30 protein-coding genes and 1 riboswitch are annotated in these 25,517 nt (G+C 58.2%); of the genes, 17 read left to right on the top strand and 13 right to left on the bottom strand.

Going from position 1 to position 25,517, the window contains the following annotated elements:
- The first annotated feature begins 3 nt into the window (after positions 1-3).
- Positions 4-864 (top strand): D-amino-acid transaminase, encoded by an 861-nt coding sequence (locus ACOERD_RS26815; RefSeq protein ID WP_419741035.1) that lies wholly within the window; start codon positions 4-6, stop codon positions 862-864.
- Positions 865-1,431: 567 nt separating this feature from the next.
- On the opposite strand, the gene ACOERD_RS26810 is transcribed toward ACOERD_RS26815, so the two are convergent.
- Complete coding sequence (locus ACOERD_RS26810) at positions 1,432-3,174, bottom strand: IS1634 family transposase (RefSeq protein ID WP_419737624.1); 1,743 nt, start codon at positions 3,172-3,174, stop codon at positions 1,432-1,434.
- Here ACOERD_RS26810 and ACOERD_RS26805 point away from each other — a divergent pair.
- The 10 genes from ACOERD_RS26805 to rplQ all read left to right on the top strand — a co-directional run bounded on the left by ACOERD_RS26805 (position 3,167) and on the right by rplQ (position 10,346).
- Positions 3,167-3,376 carry a hypothetical protein gene (locus tag ACOERD_RS26805; RefSeq protein ID WP_419741034.1) on the top strand — a complete coding sequence of 70 codons (210 nt, stop codon included), beginning with the start codon at positions 3,167-3,169 and terminating at the stop codon, positions 3,374-3,376. The two genes, ACOERD_RS26810 and ACOERD_RS26805, sit on opposite strands and share 8 nt — an antisense overlap.
- Before the next feature lie 214 nt (positions 3,377-3,590).
- Positions 3,591-3,806, top strand: coding sequence for a DUF1127 domain-containing protein (locus ACOERD_RS26800; RefSeq protein ID WP_170472137.1), 216 nt, complete (start codon positions 3,591-3,593; stop codon positions 3,804-3,806).
- A gap of 205 nt (positions 3,807-4,011) precedes the next feature.
- On the top strand, positions 4,012-4,485 hold the full coding sequence (gene rplO / locus ACOERD_RS26795; protein ID WP_170377635.1) for a 50S ribosomal protein L15: 474 nt from the start codon (positions 4,012-4,014) through the stop codon (positions 4,483-4,485).
- A 109-nt stretch (positions 4,486-4,594) separates the two neighbouring features.
- On the top strand, positions 4,595-5,959 hold the full coding sequence (secY, locus tag ACOERD_RS26790) for a preprotein translocase subunit SecY (RefSeq protein WP_419741033.1): 1,365 nt from the start codon (positions 4,595-4,597) through the stop codon (positions 5,957-5,959).
- Positions 5,956-6,600, top strand: a complete 645-nt coding sequence (locus ACOERD_RS26785) for an adenylate kinase (protein ID WP_170377639.1) — start codon at positions 5,956-5,958, stop codon at positions 6,598-6,600. Before secY ends, ACOERD_RS26785 begins: the two co-directional genes overlap by 4 nt.
- Before the next feature lie 79 nt (positions 6,601-6,679).
- Complete coding sequence (locus ACOERD_RS26780; protein WP_419741032.1) at positions 6,680-7,696, top strand: DUF1254 domain-containing protein; 1,017 nt, start codon at positions 6,680-6,682, stop codon at positions 7,694-7,696.
- Positions 7,697-7,904: 208 nt separating this feature from the next.
- A complete protein-coding gene (gene rpsM / locus ACOERD_RS26775) occupies positions 7,905-8,273 on the top strand; it encodes a 30S ribosomal protein S13 (protein ID WP_170377641.1) in 369 nt (122 codons plus the stop codon).
- Between the two features lie 15 nt (positions 8,274-8,288).
- Positions 8,289-8,678, top strand: coding sequence for a 30S ribosomal protein S11 (gene rpsK, locus ACOERD_RS26770; RefSeq protein WP_008757289.1), 390 nt, complete (start codon positions 8,289-8,291; stop codon positions 8,676-8,678).
- Positions 8,679-8,792: 114 nt separating this feature from the next.
- Positions 8,793-9,809: a DNA-directed RNA polymerase subunit alpha gene (locus ACOERD_RS26765; protein ID WP_170377644.1), complete on the top strand. Its 1,017-nt coding sequence runs from the start codon at positions 8,793-8,795 to the stop codon at positions 9,807-9,809.
- 117 nt (positions 9,810-9,926) lie between these two features.
- On the top strand, positions 9,927-10,346 hold the full coding sequence (gene rplQ, locus ACOERD_RS26760; protein WP_170334079.1) for a 50S ribosomal protein L17: 420 nt from the start codon (positions 9,927-9,929) through the stop codon (positions 10,344-10,346).
- Between the two features lie 183 nt (positions 10,347-10,529).
- Here rplQ and ACOERD_RS26755 read toward each other — a convergent pair whose 3' ends face one another.
- Positions 10,530-12,272: an IS1634 family transposase gene (locus ACOERD_RS26755; protein WP_419737624.1), complete on the bottom strand. Its 1,743-nt coding sequence runs from the start codon at positions 12,270-12,272 to the stop codon at positions 10,530-10,532.
- Between ACOERD_RS26755 and ACOERD_RS26750 the strand changes: the two genes are divergently transcribed.
- Entirely contained in the window at positions 12,265-12,414 is a 150-nt protein-coding gene (locus tag ACOERD_RS26750; RefSeq protein ID WP_419737963.1) for a hypothetical protein, read from the top strand. The two genes, ACOERD_RS26755 and ACOERD_RS26750, sit on opposite strands and share 8 nt — an antisense overlap.
- A 104-nt stretch (positions 12,415-12,518) precedes the next feature.
- Here ACOERD_RS26750 and ACOERD_RS26745 read toward each other — a convergent pair whose 3' ends face one another.
- From ACOERD_RS26745 to ACOERD_RS26725, 5 genes are read right to left on the bottom strand one after another with little or no spacing between them, the layout of a single operon-like run.
- Entirely contained in the window at positions 12,519-13,169 is a 651-nt protein-coding gene (locus tag ACOERD_RS26745; protein ID WP_419741031.1) for an energy-coupling factor ABC transporter ATP-binding protein, read from the bottom strand.
- Positions 13,166-13,948: a cobalt ECF transporter T component CbiQ gene (gene cbiQ, locus ACOERD_RS26740; RefSeq protein WP_419741030.1), complete on the bottom strand. Its 783-nt coding sequence runs from the start codon at positions 13,946-13,948 to the stop codon at positions 13,166-13,168. Before cbiQ ends, ACOERD_RS26745 begins: the two co-directional genes overlap by 4 nt.
- A complete protein-coding gene (locus ACOERD_RS26735) occupies positions 13,948-14,526 on the bottom strand; it encodes a cobalt ABC transporter permease (RefSeq protein ID WP_419741029.1) in 579 nt (192 codons plus the stop codon). The genes cbiQ and ACOERD_RS26735 overlap by 1 nt, the downstream gene beginning before the upstream one ends.
- Positions 14,523-15,134: a cobalt transporter CbiM gene (cbiM, locus tag ACOERD_RS26730; protein ID WP_419741028.1), complete on the bottom strand. Its 612-nt coding sequence runs from the start codon at positions 15,132-15,134 to the stop codon at positions 14,523-14,525. The genes ACOERD_RS26735 and cbiM overlap by 4 nt, the downstream gene beginning before the upstream one ends.
- Positions 15,135-15,140: 6 nt before the next feature.
- Positions 15,141-15,926, bottom strand: a complete 786-nt coding sequence (locus ACOERD_RS26725; protein WP_419741027.1) for a DUF4198 domain-containing protein — start codon at positions 15,924-15,926, stop codon at positions 15,141-15,143.
- A 128-nt stretch (positions 15,927-16,054) separates the two neighbouring features.
- Positions 16,055-16,257: riboswitch (cobalamin riboswitch) on the bottom strand.
- Between the two features lie 249 nt (positions 16,258-16,506).
- On the opposite strand from ACOERD_RS26725, the gene ACOERD_RS26720 reads away from it, so the two are divergent.
- Positions 16,507-16,935: an FKBP-type peptidyl-prolyl cis-trans isomerase gene (locus ACOERD_RS26720; RefSeq protein WP_170377657.1), complete on the top strand. Its 429-nt coding sequence runs from the start codon at positions 16,507-16,509 to the stop codon at positions 16,933-16,935.
- Positions 16,936-16,947: 12 nt separating this feature from the next.
- On the opposite strand, the gene ACOERD_RS26715 is transcribed toward ACOERD_RS26720, so the two are convergent.
- From ACOERD_RS26715 to fabA, 4 genes are read right to left on the bottom strand one after another with little or no spacing between them, the layout of a single operon-like run.
- Positions 16,948-17,127, bottom strand: a complete 180-nt coding sequence (locus ACOERD_RS26715) for a hypothetical protein (RefSeq protein ID WP_170377659.1) — start codon at positions 17,125-17,127, stop codon at positions 16,948-16,950.
- Positions 17,128-17,186: 59 nt separating this feature from the next.
- Positions 17,187-17,978, bottom strand: coding sequence for an enoyl-ACP reductase FabI (locus ACOERD_RS26710; RefSeq protein WP_170377661.1), 792 nt, complete (start codon positions 17,976-17,978; stop codon positions 17,187-17,189).
- 5 nt (positions 17,979-17,983) lie between these two features.
- Positions 17,984-19,213: a beta-ketoacyl-ACP synthase I gene (fabB, locus tag ACOERD_RS26705; protein ID WP_419741026.1), complete on the bottom strand. Its 1,230-nt coding sequence runs from the start codon at positions 19,211-19,213 to the stop codon at positions 17,984-17,986.
- Positions 19,214-19,260: 47 nt separating this feature from the next.
- Positions 19,261-19,770: a bifunctional 3-hydroxydecanoyl-ACP dehydratase/trans-2-decenoyl-ACP isomerase gene (gene fabA / locus ACOERD_RS26700; protein ID WP_170378117.1), complete on the bottom strand. Its 510-nt coding sequence runs from the start codon at positions 19,768-19,770 to the stop codon at positions 19,261-19,263.
- A gap of 187 nt (positions 19,771-19,957) precedes the next feature.
- Here fabA and irrA point away from each other — a divergent pair, with 187 nt between their 5' ends.
- The gene (gene irrA, locus ACOERD_RS26695) at positions 19,958-20,383 is read left to right on the top strand and encodes an iron response transcriptional regulator IrrA (protein ID WP_170378119.1); all 426 of its coding nucleotides are present in this window, start codon (positions 19,958-19,960) and stop codon (positions 20,381-20,383) included.
- On the opposite strand, the gene ACOERD_RS26690 is transcribed toward irrA, so the two are convergent.
- Positions 20,352-21,275 (bottom strand): LysR family transcriptional regulator, encoded by a 924-nt coding sequence (locus ACOERD_RS26690; protein ID WP_419741025.1) that lies wholly within the window; start codon positions 21,273-21,275, stop codon positions 20,352-20,354. The genes irrA and ACOERD_RS26690 overlap by 32 nt on opposite strands.
- Positions 21,276-21,358: 83 nt before the next feature.
- On the opposite strand from ACOERD_RS26690, the gene ACOERD_RS26685 reads away from it, so the two are divergent.
- Positions 21,359-22,156: a phytanoyl-CoA dioxygenase family protein gene (locus tag ACOERD_RS26685; protein ID WP_419741024.1), complete on the top strand. Its 798-nt coding sequence runs from the start codon at positions 21,359-21,361 to the stop codon at positions 22,154-22,156.
- A 64-nt stretch (positions 22,157-22,220) separates the two neighbouring features.
- Here the strand turns inward: ACOERD_RS26685 and ACOERD_RS26680 are convergent, their stop codons facing one another.
- Complete coding sequence (locus tag ACOERD_RS26680) at positions 22,221-23,084, bottom strand: hypothetical protein (RefSeq protein ID WP_419741023.1); 864 nt, start codon at positions 23,082-23,084, stop codon at positions 22,221-22,223.
- Between the two features lie 122 nt (positions 23,085-23,206).
- Between ACOERD_RS26680 and miaB the strand changes: the two genes are divergently transcribed.
- Positions 23,207-24,529, top strand: coding sequence for a tRNA (N6-isopentenyl adenosine(37)-C2)-methylthiotransferase MiaB (gene miaB / locus ACOERD_RS26675; protein ID WP_419741022.1), 1,323 nt, complete (start codon positions 23,207-23,209; stop codon positions 24,527-24,529).
- Positions 24,530-24,699: 170 nt separating this feature from the next.
- A complete protein-coding gene (locus ACOERD_RS26670) occupies positions 24,700-25,452 on the top strand; it encodes an outer membrane beta-barrel protein (protein ID WP_170377673.1) in 753 nt (250 codons plus the stop codon).
- Positions 25,453-25,517: the final 65 nt, after the last annotated feature.

Here is a 25,517-nt window from a genome sequence, read left to right as displayed (position 1 = left end):
GACATGACCCGCACCGTTTATGTGAATGGCGAATACCTGCCCGAAACCGAGGCCAAGGTATCCATTTTTGACCGTGGTTTCCTGATGGCAGATGCCGTCTATGAGGTGACCAGTGTTCTGGATGGCAAGCTGATCGACTTTGAAGGCCACGCGGTGCGCCTGAAACGTTCTTTGGACGAGCTGCAGATGGCTGAGCCTTGCACCAAGGATGAACTGCTGGAGATCCACCGGAAGCTGGTCGAGTTGAACCAGATTGACGAAGGTCTGGTCTATCTGCAGGTCTCGCGCGGCAGCGATGGGGACCGGGATTTTGTTTTCCCCTCCGCCGAAACCAAGCCGACGCTGGTTCTGTTCACGCAGAACAAGCCGGGTCTGGCGGATAGCCCTGCGGCGCAAAAGGGCGCCAAGATTATCTCGATCGAGGATATCCGCTGGGGACGTCGTGACATCAAGACCGTACAGCTGCTCTACCCGTCGATGGGCAAGATGATGGCCAAGGCTGCCGGGTGTGATGATGCGTGGATGATCGAAGACGGTCATGTCACCGAGGGCACCAGCAACAACGCCTATTTCGTGAAGAACGGCAAGATCGTCACCCGCCCACTGTCGAATGAGATCCTGCACGGTATCACCCGCAAGGCCGTTCTGCGCATGGCTGCCGAGGCGCAGATGGAGGTCGAGGAGCGCCTGTTTACCATCGACGAAGCGAAAGAGGCGGACGAGGCCTTCACCACCTCGGCCAGCGCCTTTGTCATGCCGGTGGTTGAGATTGATGGCGTGGCGCTGGGCGATGGCACCCCTGGCCCAATCGCCAAACGTCTGCGCGAGATCTATCTGGACGAAAGCCGCAAGGCAGCCATTTAAGCGCGCTGGATCAGGGCCTTTTGGGAAAGGCTCTGAATAATGCACATTGGTTGGCCGTAGGTCGGGCCAACCAATCCGTGTAAGAGCTTTAATTTCTCTGATTTCTGACCCGATCCGCGATTTTCCTGCATTCTGCAGCTATCCTGCGCGTATGAAGTGTCCAGCAGTCATGTAAGCCTTCGCGAATTGCGCGGTCAGCAAGGTCGGCTGGTCATTGCAGGGGTTTTTTCGCCGATCGCCTTCAAATCAGTGTTGGATATGTCCGTCTTGCATAGCGGCTAGACCGAAACTGGCGTTGTTGGCCGCGCGACCTCTTCCTATCTGCTCGCTGTATCCAAAAGGAACACAAAATTTGCCGGGGAATACGCCTCGGTCTGAAAGGAAAGAAAATGGCACATACCGCAACACTCACCCCTTCGACCTTCAATTTCGGCGCACGCGTTTCCGCACTTATTCCTGACTTCCGACATTTTTTCGTATAAGTCATTGATATTATTATGCCTTGGTTGCCAAAAGGCACTACACGGACTTTTTTCGCCAGCGATTGTTTCGGAGTGTTGAGGGAGCTCAGGCTTTGGTCTGGCCAGTTTTTCGGGTGCGCCCGGGGGGTATCTTGAAAGGGGCTTCGTTCCAGGTCAGGCCGACGCAGGTGAGGATGCGTCTGGCATCGACCGTGGCATGGCTTGGCATGCCGTAGCGGTCAGGGGTGCCTTTGTGGCGCAGGATCGAGAGCTGCAATGCGTTCAACTCGTTGCGGATACGAGCCGGGCTCATCGGGTGTCCGAGCAGGTCCAGATGCTTGCGCAGGTGCTGCAGGCAGCAGAAGGCCATGTAGCAGATGGCGATATGGGCCCGGACCCGACGCGGCGACCAGTGATAGATGGGCCGGATTTTCAGATCGTGCTTGTTGGTGCGGAAGCAGGCTTCGATCTCCCACAACTGGTGATAGCGGGCAATGACGTCCTGTGCCTCCAGTTCGTCCGCACCATGAACAACAATGGCATGCAGCCCGTCCCATTGTGCCGCTGCCTTGATCTTTGCATCATCCAGCGTGACGTCCCCGCTGTCGGGGAAGGCCAGGAAGCGGCCATATCCCCGGCTGCTGAAGCTGCCGGGTTTGCGAGAGCGCTTGAGCTTCTTGTGCAGCTTTTCGATTGCCTTGTCGCGCTTGTGGGCATCATTGCGTGCCCGGGTGGGTGACCAGGTCACAATGACCCGCGCTCCCTCCTGGTCGATCACCTTGTACCAGCCCTTCTCGGTTGCCTCTTCAGAACCGTGTCCAGCCCAAGGCTGGCGTCCCTCCGGGCTCAAAATGTTCGCCTTCACGGCGGCCGGGGCGGACTTCATGCGATAGCCGAGGATGTAGGGCAGACCCTTGTTCTGCAACATCTGCTGGTTGTCCTTGCTGAGCATGGCGGCATCGGCCACGAACGTGACCCTGGCCACGTCGAAGCGTCCCTCCAACGCCTTCAGCGCAGCTTCCAGCGTATGACCTTCCCAGGTGTTTCCCGGGAAGAGTTCATAGCCCACAGGCAGCCCATCGGAGGTGACGATCAGCGCCAGCATGACCTGAGCGCGGTGATGCTTGCCATCCTTGCTGAAGCCCTTGGCCAGAAGATGATCCTGCTCGACCCCGTCCGCATCCTCGGCCGGGTCCTCGCGCTCGGTGTCAAAGGCCAGGGTCGTGCAATCGTAGAACAGCACGGTCACTGGCCCGCCCAGCAACTTCTCTGCCGCCGCGTGAGAGGTTTTGCAAATCCCGTCTATCACCGGCGTATTGATGTAATCCATGCTCCGATAGACCACGTCCAGATTGAGCGTGATGCCTGCCTGGTTCTCCAACGCCTCCACGGTCGCGCGCTTGCTCTCGGGCTGTGCGATCCGCGCCATAACCAGCTCTTTCACAATGCGATTGGCACTTTTACGCGCCGCCCCCAGAAGGGCCCCCCAACCCAGTTGGTCATACATCGTCCCCATGACATCCCGCAGACCCAGAGAGACCCGCGCCTCCTCACGGCACTCGGCAAGATCAACGCCAAGCTTGTCCGGCCGCGGAGCGCGGCGCACCAGCGCCTGCAGATCGGCATATTCCGTGGGCGTGAACAGTTCCATTTGCGGCGAGCGATCAATGCGTAATTGCTCCATCAAGCGGCCCGCCAGACGCTTGATATCCTCAATCTCGCTGTCGTTATGGGCCACACCCACATGGCGCAGGATCTTCTGGCGTACCTTGGAGCCGGTGCGGACGGATTCAACGATCTGGATCCGTGTGCGGTTGAGCTTTGCGTCATGTTTGGTGCGGATGAACATGGGCGAAGAGGTTAGCCATCTGAAGGCCCATGTCAATACTTTTTATAATAATGGGGCACTACAACGCGCCTCTGAGCAACCACACCTGAAAACAAACCAAAAACCCAGTCAGATCAACAAAAAGGTCGGAAGTCAGGCGATCCGCGATTTTCCTGCATTCTGCAGCTATCCTGCGCGTATGAAGTGTCCAGCAGTCATGTAAGCCTTCGCGAATTGCGCGGTCAGCAAGGTCGGCTGGTCATTGCAGGGGTTTTTTCGCCGATCGCCTTCAAATCAGTGTTGGATATGTCCGTCTTGCATAGCGGCTAGACCGAAACTGGCGTTGTTGGCCGCGCGACCTCTTCCTATCTGCTCGCTGTATCCAAAAGGAACACAAAATTTGCCGGGGAATACGCCTCGGTCTGAAAGGAAAGAAAATGGCACATACCGCAACACTCACCCCTTCGACCTTCAATTTCGGCGCACGCGTTTCCGCACTTATTGAACGCATCAAAGTCGCGCGGGCTCGGGCTGCCGAATACCAGCGGACCTACTCCGAACTGCAGCGGCTCAGCAATCGCGAGCTGGACGATATCGGAGTCCGTCGCTGCGATATCGCTGATATTGCGCACAAGCACGCTTACTGCGCCTGAACTCCCCCACCACTCACACGCGAAGAGGCGTCCTTTTGGGCGTCTCTTTTGCGTTTGGCGAGCTGCACATCCACGCGCCACTTGCAACGAGGGCCACAAAGCTGTAGAGCGCCCCGGTGGCATTGCGTCCACGAGAATCAAAACCAAGAAACGCCGTGTTTGGCCCATCACGCTTCGGGGTCACATCCGGCTTAGGAGAAGCGATATGAAACTGAACGAATTGCGCGATAACCCAGGCGCCGCACCGAAACGGACCCGCGTTGGCCGTGGTCCAGGCTCCGGTAAAGGTAAAATGGGTGGCCGTGGTATCAAAGGTCAGAAATCCCGTTCGGGTGTGGCCATCAACGGCTACGAAGGCGGCCAGATGCCGCTGTACCAGCGTCTTCCCAAGCGTGGCTTCAACAAGCCGAACCGCAAGGAATTCGCCGTTATCAACCTGGGCCTGATCCAGAAATTCGTCGACGCCGGTAAGCTGGACGCCAAAGCTGCGATCACCGAGGACGCTCTGGTTGCTTCGGGTCTGGTTCGTCGCAAGCTGGATGGTATCCGCGTTCTGGCCAAAGGCGAGGTTAGCGCCAAACTGAACCTAGAAGTGACAGGTGCTTCGAAAGCTGCCGTTGAGGCAGTTGAAAAAGCGGGCGGCTCACTGACGGTCACAAAAGCTGCTGCGGCAGAGTAAGCGCTTGTGAGCGGGCGAAGACCCGCTTACATAGAGCACTAAGTTTTCCCAGACGCCGCCCGAGCCTGAAAACGGTTCTGGGCGGTGTTTTCATAAGAGAGACCGATTTATGGTATCAGCAGCAGAACAAATGGCAGCCAACACAAGCTGGTCTGCCCTTGGCAAAGCCACCGATCTGCGCAACCGCATCCTGTTCACACTAGGTTTGTTGATCGTTTATCGCCTTGGCACCTTCATTCCGGTGCCGGGGATCGACGGACAAGCGCTGCGTGAATTCATGGAGCAAGCGGGGCAAGGCATCGGCGGCATGGTTTCGATGTTCACCGGCGGGGCGCTGGGTCGAATGGGTATCTTTGCCCTCGGCATCATGCCCTATATCTCGGCCTCGATCATCGTGCAGCTGCTGACATCCATGGTTCCCGCGCTCGAACAACTCAAGAAAGAGGGCGAGCAAGGCCGCAAGAAGATCAACCAATACACCCGCTTCGGTACTGTGGCTCTGGCCACCGTTCAGGCCTATGGTCTGGCTGTTTCACTGGAATCGGGCGATCTGGCGACCGATCCGGGCATGTTCTTCCGCATGTCGACCATGATCACTCTGGTCGGTGGCACCATGTTCCTGATGTGGCTGGGTGAGCAGATCACCGCACGCGGCATCGGCAACGGTATCTCCCTGATCATCTTCGTCGGCATCATTGCCGAGGTTCCAGCGGCGCTGGCGCAGTTCTTTGCATCCGGTCGTTCGGGGGCGATCAGCCCTGCCGTGATCGTGGGTGTGATCGTGATGGTCATCGCCGTGATCACCTTTGTGGTGTTCATGGAACGTGCCCTGCGCAAGATCCACATTCAGTACCCGCGCCGTCAGGCCGGTATGAAGGTTTACGAAGGCGGCTCGAGCCACCTGCCTGTCAAGGTCAACCCGTCGGGCGTAATACCTGCGATCTTTGCAAGCTCGCTGCTGTTGCTGCCGGTAACGATCTCGACCTTCTCGTCGGGTGCGGCCAACGGTCCGGTCATGTCGTGGCTGCTGGCGAACTTTGGTCCCGGACAGCCGCTCTATCTGCTGTTCTTCGCGTCGATGATCGTGTTCTTCGCGTATTTCTATACGTTCAACGTCTCTTTCAAGCCGGATGACGTGGCCGACAACCTGAAGAAGCAGAACGGATTCGTGCCTGGCATTCGCCCTGGCAAGAAAACCGCCGAGTATCTTGAATACGTGGTAAACCGGGTTCTGGTTCTGGGCTCGGCCTACCTCGCGCTGGTCTGTCTGCTGCCCGAAATCGTTCGGAACCAGTTTGCCATCCCGTTCTACTTCGGCGGCACCTCGGTTCTGATTATCGTCTCTGTAACCATGGACACGATCCAACAGGTTCAGAGCCACCTGCTGGCGCACCAATATGAAGGGCTAATCGAAAAGTCCCAACTGCGCGGCAAAGGCAAGAAACGCGGCAGAAAGGGAGCTGCTCGTCGATGAATATCATTCTGCTTGGCCCCCCGGGTGCCGGTAAAGGTACCCAGGCGCGTCATCTGGTCGAAACACGCGGTATGGTGCAGCTTAGCACTGGTGATATGCTGCGCGAGGCCAAGGATAGCGGCACCGAGATGGGCAACCGTGTGGCCGAGGTTATGGCCAAAGGGCAGCTTGTGACCGATGAGATCGTGATCGGTCTGATCCGTGAAAAGCTGGACGCAGGTGCAGAGGGCGGTTTCATCTTTGACGGCTTCCCGCGCACATTGGCACAGGCCGACGCACTGGGTGAGTTGCTGGACAGCACCGGCAACAGCCTGGACGCCGTGATCGAGATGGAAGTCGACGACGCCGCTCTGGTCGAACGGATCACCGCGCGCTCGACATGTGGCGGGTGTGGCGAGGTCTACAACGACATCACCAAGCCGATTCCCGCAGACGGCAAATGCTCCAATTGCGGCAAAGAGAACGACTTCAAGCGCCGCGCGGATGACAATGAGGAAAGCCTCAAGACCCGCTTGATGGAGTACTACAAGAAGACCTCGCCGCTGATCGGCTACTATTATGCCAAGGGTCAACTGACCAAGATCAACGGTCTGGGCGAGATCGAAGAGGTTCAGGGCGCGATCGAAGCTGCCCTAAGGTGACATATCTTGACAATTGAATGCGTGCGTTTGACGAGGTATCACTTCGGCCAACGCGCGCATTTTTTGTTGGGAGATAGCTATGAGCCTATCGCTTAAAACGCTCGCGGTGACATCCGCTCTGACCATGGCAGCAATCGGTGCTTGTGCAGAGCAGACGCCGGTGACCATTGATAATTTTGTCCGCGCGGCGACAGATATCGAATTTCGGAAGTACCTAGCGGAGTCAGGCAGCGTCAACATGCTGTTTCATGTGCGCGAGCCTACACCGTTGGATATGCAACCGACGATCCGCATGAACCGGGATACGCTTTACAGCATGGCGGTGGTTGATATTTCGGACGGCGCTGTGCTGACCGTGCCGGACACCGGGGATCGCTATGTCTCCGTACAGGTGGTCAATCAGGATCACTACGTCAATGATGTGTTTCTAGGCGGTGGTACCTATGAGCTGACGATCGATCAGTTCGATACGCCTTATGTTGCGCTGTTGTTTCGGTACCTCGTCGACTCGGAAGACTCCGCAGACATAGCCGAAGTAACCGCGTTGCAGGATGAGGTCACGCTGCAGGCCAATTCCGCGCGTCCCTTTGACGAAGCGCATTACGACAAGGATGCGTTTGCAGAGGTGTTGAGCGCCGCGTTGGAGCTTGCCCGTTTCTCGCCAGACAGTACTGGCACATTCGGTTCGAAAGAGGCGGTTGACCCTGTGCGCCACCTGCTGGGAACAGCGTTCGGTTGGGGTGGCTTGCCAGAGGCGCAGGCCTTCTATCTGAACGTCGAACCGGGACTGGAGCTGGGGGCGTACAAACTAGAAGTTCCCGCCGAAGTTCCGGTTGGCGCGTTCTGGTCGGTCAGCCTGTATAACGCGGCGGGGTTCTTTGAAGAGAACGATCTGGGTGTCTACGTGATCAACTCGGTGACGGGCGACAGCAATCCGGATGGATCGATGACGGTGCATTTCGGTGGTTGCGACGACGGCCGTGTGAATTGCCTGCCGATCATGGAGGGATGGAACTATACTGTACGTCTCTACCAGCCCGCGCTCGAAGTGATCGACGGGACCTGGACCTTCCCTGAAATCGAGCTTGCGGAGTGAATTCGGGATCAATATGCGATCTGCGCTTGACGCGCGGGTCGCGCGACACTAATTGACGCTATCTCGGAAGAGAATCGAATTGTGCGCGGGTATTCCGTTCACATGATCATATCATAAAATGCTGAGCCCTCTGGCGACACTGCCACGGTTAGGCGTTGTGAAAAAAGGTTCTGGAGTTACGGAACCGCAACGAAAAGGAAAGTGACACGTGGCACGTATTGCCGGCGTAAACATCCCGACTGCAAAGCGGGTACCAATCGCCCTCACATATATCACCGGAATCGGCAACACCTCGGCCAAAGCGATCTGCGAAGCCGTGGGCATTGAAGCGACCCGTCGCGTCAACGAACTGTCCGACGCCGAAGTTCTGAAGATCCGTGAATTCATCGACGAAAACTTCACCGTCGAAGGTGACCTGCGTCGTGAAGTTCAAATGAACGTCAAGCGCCTGATGGACCTGGGCTGCTACCGCGGTCTGCGTCACCGTCGCAACCTGCCGGTTCGCGGTCAGCGCACCCACACCAACGCTCGTACCCGCAAAGGCCCCGCAAAGGCCATCGCTGGTAAGAAGAAATAAGGGAGGGTCTGACTGATGGCACGTGATAAGACTCGCGTTAAGCGCAAAGAGCGTAAGAACATCGCATCGGGCGTCGCCCATGTGAACTCGACCTTCAACAACACCAAGATCCTGATCTCGGACGTGCAGGGCAACGCCATCTCGTGGTCGTCTGCCGGTACAATGGGCTTCAAAGGGTCGCGGAAATCGACACCCTACGCCGCTCAGATGGCTGCAGAAGATGCAGGCAAGAAGGCACAGGAGCATGGCGTCAAGACGCTGGAAGTCGAAGTTCAGGGTCCCGGTTCGGGTCGTGAATCGGCTCTGCGTGCACTGGCTGCCGTGGGCTTCAACATCACGTCGATCCGCGACGTGACTCCGATCGCTCACAACGGCTGCCGCCCGCCGAAGCGCCGCCGCGTCTAAGCAATTTTGAATTCAGCTGGGGCTGCGTTTTTGCGCGGCCCCAGCATGTCATTTTGAACCTCGGGCGTCTGCACCTTGTTGGTCATGGGGCGCGGACAGGAATGGAGGGATTACATGATCCACAAGAATTGGGCAGAATTGATCAAGCCGACCCAGCTGGACGGCAAGCCGGGCAACGACCCTGCGCGTCAGGCAACCCTGGTTGCTGAACCGTTGGAGCGTGGCTTTGGTCTGACACTGGGCAACGCGCTGCGGCGCGTTCTGATGAGCTCGCTGCAAGGTGCGGCCATCACCAGCGTTCAAATCGACAACGTCCTGCACGAGTTTTCCTCGGTTGCGGGCGTACGTGAAGACGTCACCGACATCATCCTGAACCTCAAAGGCGTGTCGCTGCGCATGGAAGTCGAAGGCCCCAAACGCCTGTCGATCAATGCCAAAGGCCCCGCAGTTGTCACAGCAGGTGATATCAGCGAAAGCGCTGGCATCGAGGTTCTGAACCGCGATCACGTCATCTGCCACTTGGATGATGGCGCCGACCTATTCATGGAACTGACCGTCAACACTGGCAAGGGTTACGTCTCGGCTGAGAAGAACAAGCCGGAAGATGCACCCATCGGCCTGATTCCGATCGACGCAATCTACTCGCCGGTCAAAAAGGTTGCCTATGACGTTCAGCCGACCCGTGAAGGTCAGGTTCTGGACTATGACAAGCTGACCCTGAAGATCGAAACTGATGGTTCGATCACTCCGGAAGACGCACTGGCCTATGCTGCGCGCATCCTGCAGGATCAGTTGTCCATCTTCGTCAACTTCGACGAGCCGGAATCGGCTGGCCGCCAGGACGAAGACGATGGTCTGGAGTTCAACCCGCTGCTGCTGAAGAAAGTCGACGAGCTGGAGCTGTCGGTCCGTTCGGCAAACTGCCTGAAGAACGACAACATCGTTTACATCGGCGATCTGATCCAGAAGACCGAAGCCGAGATGCTACGCACCCCGAACTTTGGCCGCAAGTCGCTGAACGAGATCAAAGAAGTGCTGTCCGGCATGGGTCTGCACCTCGGCATGGATGTCGAGGATTGGCCGCCCGACAACATCGAAGATCTGGCGAAGAAATTCGAAGACGCGTTTTAAGCGCGTCTTCCCCAATGCCCGGACGTCCGGGGACTATATGGGCACTTCCGCCCCAAGGAGAGCCGGTGACAGGCATCGCCGGCCAGACAAAGCAAAACGCAAGATAGGAACTGAAAAATGCGTCACGCACGTGGTTACCGCCGCCTGAACCGTACTCATGAGCACCGCAAGGCTCTGTTTGCAAACATGGCTGGCTCGCTCATCGAGCATGAGCAAATCAAAACAACTCTGCCCAAGGCAAAAGAACTGCGCCCGATCATCGAAAAGCTGGTCACTCTGGGCAAGCGCGGCGACCTGCACGCCCGTCGTCAGGCCGCAGCACAGCTGAAAGAAGACAAAGACGTCGCAAAGCTGTTCGAAGTTCTGGGCCCCCGCTACGCCGAGCGTCAGGGCGGTTATGTTCGCATCCTGAAAGCTGGCTTCCGTTATGGCGACATGGCCCCGATGGCGATCATCGAATTCGTTGATCGTGACGTCGACGCCAAAGGCGCGGCTGACAAAGCCCGCGTTGCAGCCGAAGAGGCCGCAGAAGAATAAGAAAGCCTTCAGCTTTCAAAAAAGAACCCCGTGTCCTCGACGCGGGGTTTTTTGTACGCGCAGCTACAAACCCTGACTTCCGACATTTTTTCGTATAAGTCATTGATATTATTATGCCTTGGTTGCCAAAAGGCACTACACGGACTTTTTTCGCCAGCGATTGTTTCGGAGTGTTGAGGGAGCTCAGGCTTTGGTCTGGCCAGTTTTTCGGGTGCGCCCGGGGGGTATCTTGAAAGGGGCTTCGTTCCAGGTCAGGCCGACGCAGGTGAGGATGCGTCTGGCATCGACCGTGGCATGGCTTGGCATGCCGTAGCGGTCAGGGGTGCCTTTGTGGCGCAGGATCGAGAGCTGCAATGCGTTCAACTCGTTGCGGATACGAGCCGGGCTCATCGGGTGTCCGAGCAGGTCCAGATGCTTGCGCAGGTGCTGCAGGCAGCAGAAGGCCATGTAGCAGATGGCGATATGGGCCCGGACCCGACGCGGCGACCAGTGATAGATGGGCCGGATTTTCAGATCGTGCTTGTTGGTGCGGAAGCAGGCTTCGATCTCCCACAACTGGTGATAGCGGGCAATGACGTCCTGTGCCTCCAGTTCGTCCGCACCATGAACAACAATGGCATGCAGCCCGTCCCATTGTGCCGCTGCCTTGATCTTTGCATCATCCAGCGTGACGTCCCCGCTGTCGGGGAAGGCCAGGAAGCGGCCATATCCCCGGCTGCTGAAGCTGCCGGGTTTGCGAGAGCGCTTGAGCTTCTTGTGCAGCTTTTCGATTGCCTTGTCGCGCTTGTGGGCATCATTGCGTGCCCGGGTGGGTGACCAGGTCACAATGACCCGCGCTCCCTCCTGGTCGATCACCTTGTACCAGCCCTTCTCGGTTGCCTCTTCAGAACCGTGTCCAGCCCAAGGCTGGCGTCCCTCCGGGCTCAAAATGTTCGCCTTCACGGCGGCCGGGGCGGACTTCATGCGATAGCCGAGGATGTAGGGCAGACCCTTGTTCTGCAACATCTGCTGGTTGTCCTTGCTGAGCATGGCGGCATCGGCCACGAACGTGACCCTGGCCACGTCGAAGCGTCCCTCCAACGCCTTCAGCGCAGCTTCCAGCGTATGACCTTCCCAGGTGTTTCCCGGGAAGAGTTCATAGCCCACAGGCAGCCCATCGGAGGTGACGATCAGCGCCAGCATGACCTGAGCGCGGTGATGCTTGCCATCCTTGCTGAAGCCCTTGGCCAGAAGATGATCCTGCTCGACCCCGTCCGCATCCTCGGCCGGGTCCTCGCGCTCGGTGTCAAAGGCCAGGGTCGTGCAATCGTAGAACAGCACGGTCACTGGCCCGCCCAGCAACTTCTCTGCCGCCGCGTGAGAGGTTTTGCAAATCCCGTCTATCACCGGCGTATTGATGTAATCCATGCTCCGATAGACCACGTCCAGATTGAGCGTGATGCCTGCCTGGTTCTCCAACGCCTCCACGGTCGCGCGCTTGCTCTCGGGCTGTGCGATCCGCGCCATAACCAGCTCTTTCACAATGCGATTGGCACTTTTACGCGCCGCCCCCAGAAGGGCCCCCCAACCCAGTTGGTCATACATCGTCCCCATGACATCCCGCAGACCCAGAGAGACCCGCGCCTCCTCACGGCACTCGGCAAGATCAACGCCAAGCTTGTCCGGCCGCGGAGCGCGGCGCACCAGCGCCTGCAGATCGGCATATTCCGTGGGCGTGAACAGTTCCATTTGCGGCGAGCGATCAATGCGTAATTGCTCCATCAAGCGGCCCGCCAGACGCTTGATATCCTCAATCTCGCTGTCGTTATGGGCCACACCCACATGGCGCAGGATCTTCTGGCGTACCTTGGAGCCGGTGCGGACGGATTCAACGATCTGGATCCGTGTGCGGTTGAGCTTTGCGTCATGTTTGGTGCGGATGAACATGGGCGAAGAGGTTAGCCATCTGAAGGCCCATGTCAATACTTTTTATAATAATGGGGCACTACAACGCGCCTCTGAGCAACCACACCTGAAAACAAACCAAAAACCCAGTCAGATCAACAAAAAGGTCGGAAGTCAGGAATAAGAAAGCCTACAGCTTTCAAAAAAGAACCCCGTGTCCTCGACGCGGGGTTTTTTGTACGCGCAGCTACAAACCGTTCCCCTAGGGGCGACCAAAAATAGGCTTTCTCACACGGCGACAAGCTTGCCGTCTCGCAATTCCAGCCTGTCTGGGGCCAGCGCATCGCGAAACGCAGGAGAATGGCTGACCAGAAGGATAGCCTGAGGCAGAGATTGCAGGATTTCGAGCAACCGCGCCTCGTTCTTGGTGTCCAGCGCATTGGTCGGCTCGTCCAGTAGCAGGGCTTGCGGCTCCATCGCCAGAACCGTCGCCAGCGTGATCAGACGCTTTTCACCGCCTGACAGCTTATGCGTGGTCCGTTCCTTTAGGTGCATGAGATCGAGGTCGCCCAAAACGCGATCCACGATCGCAAGCGCCTCATCCCGCGTTTTGCCGAGGTTCAGCGGGCCAAAGGCAATGTCCTCGGCCACAGTGGGGCAGAACAGCTGGTCGTCGGGGTCCTGAAAGACAAGACCGATTTGGCGGCGGACGTCGTGGAAATCGGCCTCGACCTGTCGTGGTTTGCCAAAGACGGTCACCGTACCCGAGGACGGCCGCTGCAGACCAAGTGTGATACGCAGAAGCGTGGATTTCCCGGCGCCGTTCGGGCCGGTCAGAGACAGGCGCTGACCGGCCTCTAGCTGCAGGCTTGCCCCATTCAGAACCGGGTCCTGCCCGTGGTAGGCAAAGCAGATGTCGTCCAACGCGATAAGTGTCATGCGAATTCCACAATCATCAGGGCAAGGCAGAGGGCCCCTAGCCCGGCAGCAAAGACAATATCTCGGCGTGTCAGGGCAAAGTCCTGCAGCAACAGCATCTTGCCTGAAAACCCTCGGCATTTCATCGCGCCCAGGATGCGCTCGGACCGTTCGATTGCCCGGACCAGCATCATACCGACCAGATAGCCAAAGCTACGGTAGGTGTGCCAGTTGGTGCCGGGGCGAAAACCTCGGACTTTCATGGCGGCGCGGAGGCGTTGGTATTCCTCATGCAGGACGTCGATGTAGCGGATGGTGAACATCAGAAGGTGCACCAGTGTTTCCGGACAGCGCAGCCGGTGCAGGGCGTGGCCCAGTGTGACAGGCTCCATCGTGCCGACCAGCACCATCACGGTCAGGATCACGGCATTGGCGGTCAGCGCGATTTCCACGGCTTTCCAGAGCCCCTGCCAGCTGGCCGGAACCCCCCAGATGGTAAACATCGGGTCGCCGGGCATCGTGAAAGGCAAGAGGACCAGCATGAAGATGATGAAACCGTCCATCATCGCCATCCGCTTCAGCGTCTTGCGCCAAGGCAGCCGGGATATCGCCAGCAGAGACAGCGCGATCATCAGCGCCGCCGCAAGAGCGGGCAGGGTGGATAGGGCAACCACAACGACCGCAAATACAAAGGACATGACGATACGGACCCGCGGATCAAGCGAGGTGATCAAACCTCGTTGACCGACCGTGCCAGCCTCGGCCAGCGTCCTTTCCTGTGGTCCCAATACGTGTGCCATCAGCCTGCTAGCTTCCTCCGCGCCGCGAGGTAGAAGCCCAGCCCGAACAGGCCAAAGATGTATCCGATTCCGCCCAGAATGGTCTGGAAGTCGTTGTGTTCGCGATAGGCGGCGATTTCCCGACGCAGAGGGCGTATTTCGTCGCGGACCGCTGCTGCGATGGCCTGACGTTCCTCATCGCTGAGGGAGGCCACTGTGACGCCCTCTGAGGCGGGAGTTGGTGTAGGCGGCGCTGACGGCGTGTTCTGAACGGCGACGCCCATGATCTTGGCGACGTCCTCGGCGGGCATGGTGACCTCGGCCACGTGACCGGCGCCAAGGTCGGCAAAGAAGGTATGGGCGACGGGTGTTGTGGGCGTGTAGATGAAGAACCCGTCTGCGTCGGTCGTGGCCCGGCCCAGCTCGACCCCGTGTGGATCGGTTACGACAACCTCGGTATCGGTCGCCATGGTGCCGTTGGAGAAGCCAATTTCCCCTTCGATCGCATCGCCGGATGCAAAGACCCCGGCAATCACCTTGTGGGCCAGCGCGGGCAGAGGGGCTGCGCATAGGGCCAGGATGAGGGCAAGCTGTCTCATGTGGCGGGCCTTGTCAGAAACAATTCGGGTTTGACCTTTCGCGCCAGAAGGACGGCAAATCCGGTCAGGACGGCCTCGATGACCATCACGGGGATATGGGCAAAGAAGACCAGCTTGGCAGCGGGGAGGAATTCGTCCCCGGACAGGGCCAGCGAGATGCCCACCATGACGGTCGTGGCCGCAATGGCAAAGGCGCCGCCTATGCCGCCCCAAATCGCGCCATGAACAGGCGAACCGCGTCCGATCAGGGGCCGGAACAGCAGCCCCGCCAGTACGGCCGGAAAGGCGATATTGAGCGTGTTGATCCCCAGCACCGTCAGCCCGCCGAAGCCGAAAAATACGGCCTGCAATAGCAGACCCACAAACAGGGCCGGGAAGGCGGCCCAGCCGAGCAGAAGCCCGGCCAGACCGTTGAGGATTAGATGCACCGACGACGGGCCGATCGGCACGTGGATTAGAGAGGCCACGAAGAAACTGGCCGCTAGCACCCCAGCCGTGGGGATACGGTCCAGATCCAGCGACCTGAGGCCCATAGCGACCCCACCAGCGGCGGCAACGGCTCCGCCGATGACGACCGGGTTGGACAGGGCTCCGTCGACGATGTGCATCGGGGGTTACTCCATGTCCCAGGCGCGGATCCAGATCACCGCGTCCTGGCTCAGCTCTTTGCCTTCATGTTCTGTCTCCGGACCAGCGCCGAGGGCGGCAAAGCCCCAGTAACCAGCTTTCGGCACACCGAAGGAGAAATAGCCGTTGGCGTCGGAAATAGCGACAACAGCACCACCGGGCATCGGCGAAACGCTCGGCTCGGATGAGGCGTGGCTGTCAAAGCTTGGCTTGGCGGCCATGTATTCGATCTCGATCTCAGCGTCGGCAACCGGTTCACCATTTGCCAGAACCTGACCGGTGAAGGTCGAGCCTGCGATAATGTTGTAGGGCTTGTTCAGCGGCACGATCTCGGTCGACAGACCCGCGGGGTTCATCCAGTCGGTCGGCAGTTCGTTGCGGTTCAGGAACGCCTTGGTGATCTGCTGGATATAGATATCCTCGGATTCCTCGTAATAGGGCTGAGGCACCGTGACCATCATATAGTCGCCCGAACGCTTGACCTGAACAGATCCCTGAAAGGCCGCGCCTTCGTTTTCGGGGCTCGAGAACCGGATGGGTTCCAGCGTGTCCAGCAGGTCGGTCTTTTCGCCGTTGTGGATCACGTAGAATTCCTGCGGTTTTTCCAAATCCATGACATGGCCGTTTTCAAACGGGTGCCAGAAGATCAGCTTGACCGGCACGTCGCCCGGCGCCTCAATCAGCGTGTCGGTAGTGTATTCCAGCAGAAAATGTGCTTGCGCCATCGCCGGAAGCGCCAGCGCAGCCGCAGCCGTGCAAAATAGTTTCTTCACAAGGTCTTTCCTTCGTCCTTCGTGCCAACCCCGGCACGTTTTCTTGTTTGACTTCGGGGTGAACGGGACCATTTGCCCGAAATGAGGGCATCGGCCCAATGCACACCCCGGCATCGGTGACACACCCCTTCCGAGGGTGCATATCCGGCAGGTCTCCTGACTTGCGGGTCAAAGCATGGGGCTGGCCTTCCCGGGTGGAACCCAGTGGCGTGTCAGCCCTGCTCACCGCCTACAGTTGCGGGGGCAGTTGCGGCATTGGGTGGAAAAGAATTCCCCGCACCGCATTCCCTTTTCTCCGGGCGAACCCGGAACCGGACATGAGGACGCTGATGGCAGAGATTCCCATCACCGGTCAATCTCTATTTAAGACTGTAGCGATAACATCTTGTCGATAGGATGGGATGTTACCGTTCTGCCCACTGGGCATTGAGGGCGCGCGTGTAAGCGACGACCAGAGAATGCGCGCGCTTACAACGTAATCTGGACAACAGAATCAGATGGATGCATCCTGCGCCGCGTCAGACTCCGGCGTAGCGCGCTTGTGTTCGGCGCCCAATTCCCCAAAAGCCCCGGAGGCCCAATGTCCGAGATCAAACAAGGCGACACAGTTCGCATCCACTATACCGGAACGCTGCTGGACGAGACCGTCTTTGACAGCTCGGACGGGCGCGATCCGTTGGAGTTCGTTGTCGGTTCGGGCCAGATCATCCCCGGTCTCGACAGCGCGATGCCAGGACTGGCGGTTGGCGACAAGAAGCGGGTCGAGATTGCCTGTGTCGACGCCTATGGCCCGATCAACCCGGCGATGCGGCAGGACATCCCGCGTGAGGGCATCCCCGACGACATCCCACTAGAGCCGGGAACCCAGTTGCAGATGCAGACTCCTGATGGTCAGGCGCTGCCGGTCACGGTTGTCGAGGCGAACGAGGCCACGGTGACGCTGGACGCCAATCACCCGCTGGCCGGGCAGGATTTGATTTTCGATATCGAGGTTGTCTCGGTGAACTGAAGGCTTGGGGTTTTAGCCCCAAAGCCCGTCAAGCGCTGCACGGACTTGCGGTTGCGTGAAAAACACGAACAACACCAGCAATGTGGTCAGCGTCAAAAGCAGAACACGGGCGCGGGGGCTTAGGAACCCCGTTTTCCGTCTGGTCTGGGTGCCACGCGTATTGCTGGCAAGGATCTGGTCGGTTTTGCTCATGCCCATATCCCTGACGCCGAAAGATGGTCAAATCTTGGCGGCGTCTGGGAAAGATATGGTCACATGAAATCCGGCTGTGGCATTCCAAGCACGTGGAAACCGCCATCTACCCGGATGATCTCACCCGAGGTGCAAGCCCCCGCGTCTGAGGTCAGGTAAACCGCCGTGCCGCCAACGGCCTCAAGCGTAGCGTTCGAGCGCATCGGCGCATTCTGGTCGCAGAACTTGTAGGTCTTGCGCGCGCCGCCGATTGCAGCCCCAGCCAGGGTCTTCATCGGACCGGGCGAAATCGCGTTCACGCGGATGCCCTCTGGGCCGAGATCGTTGGCCAGATACCGTGTTGCCGATTCCAGCGCGGCTTTGGCAACGCCCATGACGTTGTAATTCGGAACCACACGATTCGAGCCTTGGTAGGTCAGCGTCAGTAGTGAGCCGCCATTGTCCTTCATCAGCGGATAGGCGCGGCGGGCGACCTCGATGAATGAATAGGCCGACACATCCATCGAATGCTTGAAATTTGCGCGTGTGGTGTTCAGGAACCGGCCTGTCAGCTCGTTCTTGTCCGAATAGGCAATCGCATGAACAACAAAGTCGATGGTGGGCCAGCGTTCGCCCAACTCGCCAAAAGCGCGGTCCAGCGAGGCGTCATCGGTGACATCCGCGTCGACCATGAAATCGCTTCCCAGGCTTTCGGCCAATGGCTGCAGACGTTTCCCGAACGCGTCGCCCTGATAGGTGAAGGCAAGCTCAGCCCCTGCTTCGTGCATCGCTTTCGAGATTCCCCAGGCAATCGACCGGTCATTGGCGACACCCATGATAAGGCCGCGTTTCCCTTTTAGAACTTCCGACATCTCGTTCACCCGTTATCCTTTGACAGGATCATGGATCCGTTTGTGCCGCCAAAGCCGAAGCTGTTGGTCATGACCGAATCCAAACCTGCATTTTCAACCACTTGAGTTGCAATTTCACCGGGCTGGATGCCTTCGGCTAGTGTGTCGACATTGATCGACGGTGTTATGAAATCATTGTCCAGCATGAGCAGGCAGAAGATCGCCTCCAGCGCGCCGGCCGCGCCTTGTGCGTGCCCGGTCATCGACTTGGTGGATGAGATCGGCGGCACGTTGCTTTCGCCGAAGATGCGACGCACGGCTTCAACTTCGCCCACATCTCCGACCGGGGTCGAGGTGCCGTGCGCGTTGATGTAACCAACCTTGCGGCCTTCGGGCAGAGTCGACAGAGCCAGACGCATCGCGCGCTCACCGCCTTCACCGGACGGGGCTACCATGTCATGGCCGTCCGAGGTCGCAGCATAGCCGGTCACCTCGGCGTAGATCTTGGCACCGCGAGCCAGCGCATGGTCCAGATCCTCAAGCACGACAATGCCGCCGCCACCCGAGATCACGAAGCCGTCGCGGTCCTGATCGAACGCGCGCGAGGCTTTCTGCGGAGTGTCGTTATACTTGGACGACATCGCACCCATCGCGTCGAACAGGCAGGACAGAGTCCAATCCAGCTCCTCGCCGCCGCCTGCGAACATCACGTCCTGCTTGCCCAGCATGATCTGTTCCGCCGCGTTGCCGATGCAATGCAGCGAAGTCGAGCACGCCGAGGTGATCGAGTAGTTGATACCCTTGATTTTGTAGGCGGTGGCAAGGTTCGCGGAAATCGTGGAACACATGCATTTCGGCACGGCAAAAGGCCCGATCCGCTTGGTGGCGCCGTTCTTCAGCACTGTCTGGTGCGCGGTCAGCATCGCGCTGGTGGACGGTCCGCCGGATCCGGCAACCAACCCGGTGCGCGGATTGACGACCTGTTCCTCGGTCAGCCCGGAATCGGCAATCGCCTGTCCCATTGCGATGTGTGCGTAGGCCGCGCCCGGTCCCATGAAGCGCAGGGTGCGTTTATCAACGTGTTCGGACACGTCGATCTTGAGCGACCCGGCGATCTGGCTGCGAAAGCCATGTTCGACCATCTGCTCATTGGCCTCGATGCCGGATTTACCTGCTTTGAGCGAGGCGAGAACCTCTTCGGCATTGTTCCCGATCGAGGAGACGATCCCCAAACCGGTGACGACGACGCGACGCATATGCGTTCTCCTGTGTTCCGTTCCTGTTGGCGTAGTGTCCGCTGGCGTCAGCTTTCGGACAGTGCAACCTTCATATCTTTGACTTGGTAAATTACTTCACCATCCGCTTCGACACGGCCATCCGCGACCCCCATGGTCAGACGGCGTGTTTGTACGGCTTTGGTAAAATCAACATAATAGGTCAGCATCTTGCGATCCGGGCGGACCATGCCGGTCAGTTTGACTTCGCCCACGCCCAGGGCGTAGCCGCGCCCCTGCCAGCCGCGCCAGCCCAGGTTGAAGCCCGTCAGCTGCCACAGGCCATCCAGACCCAAGCAGCCCGGCATGATCGGGTTGCCGGGGAAGTGGCAGTCAAAGAACCAAAGATCAGGCGTGATGTCGAATTCCGCGACAACATGGCCTTTGCCATGGGCGCCTCCGTCACCTGAAACATCGGTGATCCGGTCCATCATCAGCATCGGAGGGGCAGGCAACTGCGCATTGCCGGGGCCAAAAAGTTCGCCTCGCGCGCATTTCAGCAGATCCTCTTTGTCAAAACTGCTTGGGAATTGGGCCATTCTTGCCGCCTCTTCTGCCTTGGGTCCGTTCATTACATTTGGCCTCACCTAGCACCCGTATGCAAGGTCCTGCAAGAGCAGTGGCCGGATGATATTGCGACCTAGCGGTCTTTGCGAATGAATTTCATTTGAAATTGGCATCCCTGCGCCCCTATATATATAAGCAGCAAAAATGGGTATCGGATTAATGACACCTCAGAGCCGTAAGATAGCTACAGACTGGTTGGAGAGCGCCGGATTGCGCCCGACGCGACAGCGTGTTGCGCTGGCCGAGTTGCTTGTGGGCGATGGTCGTCATCGGCATGTCACCGCGGAAAGCCTGTTTGACTCGGCCAAGACCAAGGGCGACGCGGTTTCGCTTGCGACCGTCTACAATACGCTGCGCGCGTTCTGCGATGCAGGCGTGCTGCAAGAGATCACGGTGGATGGGTCAAAAAGCTATTTTGACACCAACACCCATGATCACCCGCATTTCTATTGGGAAGACGAAAGCCGGCTGAGCGACGCCCCGTCCGAAGAGTTGGTGATCCAGCGCCTCCCGCAGGCACCGGAAGGGGTCGAGATCGCCTCGGTCGACGTAGTTATCCGTCTTCGCAAGAAACCTCAGGTCTAGTTTCGGACAGCGCATCAAACAGGACACGTTCCGCTGAGGCCAATGTGGTTTCGACGGGGCCGGTTCCGTGACGCGCCAACACGACAGGTTCGGCAGCATCCTTGTCCAAAAGTGGCAGGCGGGTCAGCATTCGATGGTCGTAACTCATCGAATTGTTGGGGCTGGCGTAGCTGATTGCGATTCCTTCCCCATGGGCTGCGAGGCTGCGCTGAATCTCAAGCGTTGCTGCCCTGTGGGCGATTGTTGGGTTCAGGCCTTTGCGCCGAAACAGGTTCAGTACGTGCTGCGCGGACAGCCCCTCTTTTGACAGGATCAGGGGTTCCTGTTCCAGATCGGCCAAAGTCACACTGTGGGCAGAAGCAAGCGGGTGATCAGGTGGGAGCAAGGCGTGCGGGACACTGTCGAACAGCTCTTGCCGAGTAAACCCTGCATCCATGCCAAGGTCATACGTGACCGCGATATCCGTCTGGCCGTTGATCAGACCGTCCAGCAAGCCCTCGAAACTATCCACCTGATACGAGATGGTCACATCGGGCAGGGCTGTTTGCAGACTATGCAAGGCAGAGGCCAGATGAAACGGTGCCAAGTCAATGAAGCAGCCCAACCGCAGGTGTGAAGACCCGTGCGGTGCGTCTGTCGGATTTTCGATCTGCGCGGCAGAGTGCAACAGCTTTTCCGCCTGTTCGATGAAAAGGCGCCCCTGAGGGGTTGTGGTCATCGCCGCTCCCCGACGACGCATGAAGAGCGGATATCCCAGAAGCGACTCAACCCGCGTCAGGGCCGTCGACAGAGCGGGTTGCGATACGTTCAGCGCATGGGCTGCGGCAGACAAGCTGCCATGGCGGCCTATGGCGCAGACATATTCGTATTGGCGCAGTGATATATATAACATCAGGTTAATTATTACTTCGAAAGATATGATTTGAACAGAAGGCTTTGTTGTCCTTTAAACGAGGCAAGCACAAGGAGACCGACATGCCACACCCTCTCGTTTCTCAGGACATGATCGACACCTACCAGGAAGACGGGGTTGTCCTGATCAAAGGGCTTTTTGCCGATCACGTGGACGCGTTGCGCGACGGGGTTGCTGCCAATATGGCCGAACCGGGACCCTACGCTTCGGATAACAAGAAAGAGGGGCAGACCGGGCTGTTCTTTGATGATTACTGCAACTGGACCCGGATTCCGCAGTTCCGCGAGGTGATCGAGACCTCTCCGGCAGCTGAGGTCGCGGCGGACCTGATGCAGTCGAAAACTGTGCAGATGTTTCACGACCATGTTCTGGTGAAAGAGCCAGGCACCTCGATGGCGACGCCCTGGCATCAGGACGGGCCGTATTACTTTGTCGGAGGGCAGCAGACGATCAGCTTTTGGTCGCCCTTGGATCCGGTGAAGCAAGCCACTCTGCGCTGTGTTGCGGGATCGCACAGGTGGGAGAAAGAGGTGCTGCCGACTCGCTGGGTCAGCGAAGAGGGGTTCTTTGCTGATGAAGCCCAGTACATCCCGGTACCCGACCCGGATGCGGAAGGGATGAAAGTGGTCGAGTTCCAAATGGAACCCGGTGACGCGGTTGCGTTCAACTACCGTACCCTGCATGGGGCGCGAGGGAATCACTCGGAAAGTCGTCGTCGGGCGTTTTCACTAAGGCTGGTCGGGGATGATGCGCGCTATGTCGAGCGTCCGGGCCGCACGTCGCCTCCGTTTCCGGGGCATGACATGACACCCGGTCAGCGTTTGCGGGAAGACTGGTTCCCGATGCTGCTGCAGCGATAGGGGGCTCTGCCCCCGCCGCCTGCGGCGCCTCCTCCGGGATACTCTCAGCCAGATGAAGAGCGGATCAGAACCACTGGCCGGGCTCGATCAATCCCAGATCGAGCAATTGGCGCGATGTCCATTCGAACGAGACGGAATTGTGCCAGCGGAAGCTCGAGATGTCGAAAGCTGAACCTGCGTTGCTCTTCAGAGCTTTTGCCGCCCGGAATGAGCAGATCGCAGCCGTCAGATTGTGGTGCCATGGGCAGGCATAGGTGTTGTATTCGGCCTCGTTGAACGTGTGATCCGGTTGCAGGATCAGGTCTTTGCGGGTTTTGAACAGCGCGATTCTGTCAATCCGGCGGCGTTCATAGGGAATGTGATCTTCGAACCGCCAGCGCAGGCCGCCGGACATGTCCAATTGGCGCTCGACAGGGCGGCCCATGAGATCGTGGCGAGCGTGGGCATAGTATCCGGTGCTGTCCAGCATGGCCTGATCGGGGGCCACGCCGTTCGGGAACTGGGTCAGGTCGCCTGCGTAGAGGTCGATCACGTGGCACAACATTGCGTTGCGGCGTTCCTCGGTGTGGAAGGCTAGTAATTCCCCTATGCTGCGCGTTTCGCAGAAAGGGTAGAACAGGTATTCGGCGTTGTAGCAGTAGTACATCCAGACGCTGGGTGCGGCTTTCGTGATGCGGTTGATCGCGTCGAACACCACGGTCCGGGGCGCGCATCTGTGCGTCACGCGATGTATCCGCGCGGACAGGTCCTCGCTGAGGGTGAATTCGGCGGGTATAAAGGCCACAACGGACTTGAAGCCGAGGTCTAGATGGTGGTGCAGCGTGCTTTCGACCTCGGTCTCGTCTTCGGTGAAAATCAGGGCCACGGGGCCTTTGGACAGGGCGGATTGGCCTGAATTCAGAAAGCTGTCGAGGGTTTCGTACTGCATCGCTGGTTTTCATTCGCGTCTTGCTGGAAAGTTTCGCCAAATTCGGGTAATTGCGCCGGCATTGCAAGCGGCGTTCGAAGCATATAGATGACGCCGATCCAGCGACTGCAAAGGCCTGATCCATGTCTGAACCCCAAAAGTTGTTTATCAAGACCTATGGCTGTCAGATGAATGTCTATGACAGCGAGCGTATGGCCGAGACCTTGGGCGGGCAGGGGTATGTCGAGACAAAGTCGCCGGACGATGCAGACATGATTCTGCTGAACACCTGCCATATCCGCGAAAAAGCTGCTGAAAAGGTCTATTCCGAGCTTGGCCGGTTCAAGGGGCTGAAGGCAGATAAGCCCGATCTCAAAATCGGTGTAGCAGGCTGTGTTGCGCAGGCCGAAGGCGAAGAGATTATGCGCCGCCAGCCTCTGGTCGATCTGGTGGTTGGACCGCAAAGCTATCACCGTTTGCCGGAGATGGAGGCCAAGACCCGTGAAGGCGCCAAAGCATTAGACACGGATTTCCCCGAAGAGGACAAGTTCGAAAAGCTTAAGAACCGCCCCAAGGCCAAACGCGGCCCGACGGCGTTTTTGACGGTGCAGGAGGGTTGCGACAAGTTCTGCGCCTTCTGTGTTGTACCTTATACCCGTGGGGCCGAGGTCAGTCGCCCAGCAGACCGCATCATCCGCGAAGCCAATGAGTTGGTCGAACGCGGCGTGCGAGAGATCACTCTGCTGGGTCAGAACGTCAACGCCTATCACGGTGCCGGTCCAAATGGCGACATGACGCTGGCCGGGCTGATCTGGGAGTTGAACAAGGTCGACGGGCTGGAGCGTATCCGCTTTACCACCTCGCATCCCAATGACATGGCAGATGATCTGATCGAAGCGCATGGCACCTGTGATAAGTTGATGCCCTACCTACACTTACCCGTGCAAGCGGGGTCGGATCGGATCCTCAAGCGGATGAACCGCAGCCATACGGCGGACAGCTATTTGCAGCTGATTGAGCGTATCCGCGCGGCGCGTCCCGATATCGTGATGTCGGGGGATTTCATCGTCGGCTTCCCGGAAGAAACTGAAGAGGATTTCCAGGCGACTTTGGACTTGGTCGAGCACGTCAAATACGGCTATGCCTACTCGTTCAAGTACTCGACCCGTCCGGGGACTCCGGCTGCGGAACGCGCTCAGGTTGACCCGGCGGCGGCGGATGACCGCTTGCAACGCTTGCAAGCCCTGATCACCAAGCATCAGCGCGAAATTCAGGACTCCATGGTTGGTCGCACTGTCGGCGTTCTGTTTGAGAAACCCGGGCGGCTCGAAGGGCAAATGGTTGGAAAATCGGACTATCTTCACTCGGTTCACGTGGTTGGGCTTGACCTGAACGTGGGAGATCTGCGGAAGGTGCGTATCGTGAAGTCTGGCGCAAACTCTCTGGCCGGGGAACTGTTGCAATAAGGTGGTTCTTTGCGGGCACGTCGTGCCAGTACGAATATATCTAAAATTTACCCTTGATTTATGAATTGGAACTATGTTCCGACAGGAGCCAAGTTTTCTGATGGGCCTCGACCGCGTGCGGAAGGTTTGTTTTTGCCGATCACGAAAGTGGCGTCGATGGAGGGTATTGAGTGGTGGTTCTGAAGTGCAAAGGTCTCTGGTCTGTGTCGGTCGCAACTTTAGTGGCTTTTGGGGCCAGCGCGACTTGGGCGAGCGATCAAACGGGGGACATATCTGATCCCGAAGTGATCAGCGACAAGCGCTTCAGCGACGATGTCAGTGCCTTCTATCTCGGTGTGACGGCAGGGTATGGCGGTGGGGGCGATGATCGGTTCGGTCTGACCACGCCAACCGATACTTTCGCAATCGGCGATCAGGACATCAGCGGAACCTATGGCGGTGTGCGTGGCGGCTGGCGGGGTGTCCTGCCGGCTCGGGGCGGTCGTGACTATGTTTATGGATTTGAGCTGGGATATGATTTCGGATCGCTGGACGACAGTGTTTCCACTGTAGTCGGCTCTGAGACGGTTCAAGGCGGGTCAGAAGTCTCGGATATTGTCACCTTGCGGTTTCGGAATGGCCTAACCAACCGCAGCGGGCGAATCCTTTATTTCGTCAGTGTCGGTTACCTTTGGGGTGACGTAGAGACCACAAACAGTATTTCGTCCACCACTGGCACACAGTCATTTGAAACTTCGGATCGCCGCAACGGGTTCTCGCTCAGCATTGGTGCGGAACATTATCTGACGGAAGACTGGTCGATCACAGGTGAGTTTGAATATGTCCAGTTCGATTCCAAGGATATTGAATTCTCTTCGGGTTTTTCGACAAAATCCACACCGAACTATCGCGGTCTGAGGTTCGGTTTGAACTACAAGTTCTAAACCGGGGCAAAGCGCCCGATCGGCGCTTTTGTCATCGCCGAGCGAATTTTTGAAACTGTGGCTTG

Source organism: Ruegeria sp., assembly GCF_965199275.1.
Lineage (GTDB): Bacteria > Pseudomonadota > Alphaproteobacteria > Rhodobacterales > Rhodobacteraceae > Ruegeria.
This window is presented reverse-complemented; position numbering and strand designations above follow the sequence as displayed.